This window comes from Ferruginibacter sp., assembly GCF_031430955.1.
Taxonomy (GTDB): Bacteria; Bacteroidota; Bacteroidia; order Chitinophagales; family Chitinophagaceae; genus Ferruginibacter.
Genome location: NZ_JANPCM010000094.1, coordinates 1 through 3,127, shown reverse-complemented (window position 1 = coordinate 3,127; position 3,127 = coordinate 1). Strand labels below are relative to the sequence as shown.

Below are 3,127 nucleotides of genomic sequence, written 5' to 3'. Positions count from 1 at the left end.
ACAAAAAATCGGCGTTATCAGGCAAAGTATAATTTCTATAGAAAAAGGATATTATGTACCTACAACTATTTTAGCCTTAAAAATTGCTGGTGTATTAAAAGTTACTACCGAAGAATTATTTACTTTAGAAAAGGAGGATTGGAAATAAAACCTAAAACAATACTTTATCTTTGCTGCAATAAAAGATGATAGAAATTACCACTGTTGAACGGAGTCCTTCGAAACTCAGGATAAACTCTGCCAATGAAGTCCAATAGAAATTCAACAGCCGGGCTAAAAAAAATATAATGTCAGAAAATTCACAAACATTTATAGCCAAGAGCGCCGTTAAAGCGGCCGACCTGGAGCACCGCCGTAAAATTAATTTTAACATCGGCAAATACAATGCAAAAGTGCCCGAAGGTAAACAGCAATTTGCCGATGTGCATTTGGTGAGAGAAAGGGCAAAAAATATTAAATGGCGTGCTATTGAAACCCTGGACCAGCAACTGGAAGAATTTGAAATGCAGTTTACCAAACGTGGCGGCAAAGTTATTTGGGCCGAAGATGCGGCGCAGGCAATTGCCGAAGTTGTAAAAATTTGTAAAGAAAAAAATTGTACTTCTTTGGTAAAAAGCAAGAGCATGGTTACCGAAGAAATTCATTTGAATAAAGCCATGGAAGAAAATGGTATTGAAAGTGTGGAGACAGATTTGGGAGAATACATTCAGCAATTAGATGGCGAAGCACCTTACCATATTGTAACACCGGCCATGCATAAGAGCAAAGAAGATGTGGCTAAACTGTTTAATGAAAAATTGGGTACACCCATAAATTTTACACCGCAGCAACTTACTTTAAAAGCCCGTGAAATTTTACGGGAAAAATATGTGCAGGCACAGGTAGGCGTTACCGGCGCCAATTTTATCATCAGTGATATTGGTGGCATTGCCGTTACAGAAAATGAAGGCAATGCAAGATTGAGTTGTGCTTTTCCTAAAACACATATTGTAATTGTGGGTATAGAAAAAATGATTCCGTCAGTGACCGACCTTGGTTTGTTTTGGCCGCTGTTATCTACTTTTGGTACAGGGCAAAAAGTTACGGTGTACAATACCATTGTTACCGGCCCAAAACAAGCTAACGAAAATGACGGCCCCGAAGAAATGTATGTGATATTGTTAGACAATGGCCGTACAAATATTTTAAAAAATCCTAAGCAAAGAGAAAGCTTGTATTGCATTAGATGCGGTGCCTGTTTAAATGCCTGTCCTATTTATAAAAATATTGGTGGCCATGCTTACGGCGCTACTTACAGCGGGCCAATCGGCAGCGTTATTACACCACATTTACAGGGCATGGAAAGTTATAAGCATTTAAGTTATGCGTCTTCCCTCTGCGGCAATTGTACCGAAGTGTGTGCGGTAAAAATAAATTTACACGAACTGCTTTTAGAAAACCGAAAAGAAAGTGTGGAGGAAGGGCTGGTAACTTTCAGCGAAAAAATGGCGTGGAAAATGTGGAAGATCGCTTCTATGAAAAGAGGCATGATGAACTTAGGCAATGGTAATTTAAAAAATAAAGTAGTTAATGGTTTGTTTAAGGGCTGGGCAGCACACAGAAGTGAATTGAACTTCAGTAAAAAAACTTTTAATGAAATGTGGAAGGAGCGGTATAAGAAATAAGGATTAACGTTTTGTTTAAATTAAATGTTGCACATTTGAGAAAACAAACTTATGAGAATTTTTACCCTGCTCTTATTTTTATTTACCACCAACATTACATTTGCTCAAAAAAATACTGCTGCATTTTTACAACAATATAAATTTCGCACTCCCAATTTTCGATCGGCACTGGTTAGTGGAAATGCCAACGGGGGCTTTGGTACTTCAGAAGGTTTAGGCAATGCCTATAATTTTTCATTTAACCCAAAATTTGAAGCTGTAAAAATTATAAGTACAGATAAAATTTTAGCTAGCTATTCTTACCAGGCATCTGCAGGTTTTTATCATAATAAGGCCAGCTTTGCCACAGGTGTGCAACTAAACACAAATCTTAATTATTCTCTTTCTCAATCTGCCTCAAAAAGAAATTATAAACAAAGCAATTATTTTCAAACAGGGTTTTCAACAGTACTAAAGCAATCCTTTGCTAAAAATACTAATAATTATATGGGGCAAGATAATTCGGGCTTTGGCTCGGTAGCTTATATCGTTGGTTTTGGAAAAGGGAGAATTGAAAATGTTACCGATGCACAGATGGCTTATAATATACTTAATGATTTAAAGAAAAATAATTTGCTTACAGCAGATTTTAGTGATGAAGATGTGAATGGCCTGGCTAAAACTATTACACAAATAAATAACACCCGTTTATTCGATTTCAGGCGCAAACATATATTTGAACTAAAGCAAATCGATTCTTTTTTAAATACAAAAGGGTTGATAAAAGAAAAAAACATTGATTACTTTACTACAGTTAACGACAATTGGTTTTATGCTTTTAATGAATTTAGAAGACATGGAAAAGAAAAATTCATTACGTTGACGCCACTTTTAGGATTAAACAATACAAAAACTATTTTTAACATAATACCTGTTGACAGCCTGTCTAAGTCATTTTCTAAATTTGCATTGCTTACACTTAGTGTTGGTATTGAAAAGGCTAAAGCATTAAGCATAAAAAAACAATTTAACAAAGGGCTATCTTTAAATACAATTTATGGTTACAGTATGAATAAATATACCAACAATACGGCTATAAATAATTCTAACGGTTCAAATATTCTCAGCAGTTTAATTGGTTATTTGCAATGGGGTTACTACCCAACAACAAGAACCAACATTAATACTGCAATATCAAATAATTTTATTTGGGATTATGAAGGTGCCCAATTTAATAACAACACATTTTTATCCCTTGCAGGAAATTATTTTGTGAACTACAATACAAGAATTTTTTTGAACTTATATAGTAATTTTAATGTTGCCAAAAGTATAAATGCGGATTTCAATACCGCCGTCTCAGCCAGTTTTGCATTTGGGTTTCAACATTATTTAAGGTAGTAAAAAATATATTTTACTTATCCTGTTTGTGTGCCGCAAGTTGTTTATTTTGTGGCGGCATGGTTTTAATTTACTCTCATACC

Annotated in this window: 3 protein-coding genes; all 3 read left to right on the top strand. The window is 34.9% G+C overall.

Going from position 1 to position 3,127, the window contains the following annotated elements:
• The first annotated feature begins 7 nt into the window (after positions 1–7).
• The 3 genes from ACY65O_RS02610 (at position 8) to ACY65O_RS02600 (ending at position 3,044) form a co-directional block, all read left to right on the top strand.
• Positions 8–148, top strand: coding sequence for a helix-turn-helix transcriptional regulator (locus tag ACY65O_RS02610; RefSeq protein WP_462219295.1), 141 nt, complete (start codon positions 8–10; stop codon positions 146–148).
• A 139-nt stretch (positions 149–287) separates the two neighbouring features.
• On the top strand, positions 288–1,664 hold the full coding sequence (locus ACY65O_RS02605; RefSeq protein ID WP_462219294.1) for a LutB/LldF family L-lactate oxidation iron-sulfur protein: 1,377 nt from the start codon (positions 288–290) through the stop codon (positions 1,662–1,664).
• A gap of 51 nt (positions 1,665–1,715) precedes the next feature.
• The gene (locus ACY65O_RS02600; protein ID WP_462219293.1) at positions 1,716–3,044 is read left to right on the top strand and encodes a hypothetical protein; all 1,329 of its coding nucleotides are present in this window, start codon (positions 1,716–1,718) and stop codon (positions 3,042–3,044) included.
• Positions 3,045–3,127: the final 83 nt, after the last annotated feature.

Coding starts and splice junctions, on each gene's coding strand:
- ACY65O_RS02605 (WP_462219294.1), top strand. CDS start 288: ATGTCAGAAAATTCACAAACATTTATAGCCAAGAGCGCCGTTAAAGCG.
- ACY65O_RS02600 (WP_462219293.1), top strand. CDS start 1,716: ATGAGAATTTTTACCCTGCTCTTATTTTTATTTACCACCAACATTACA.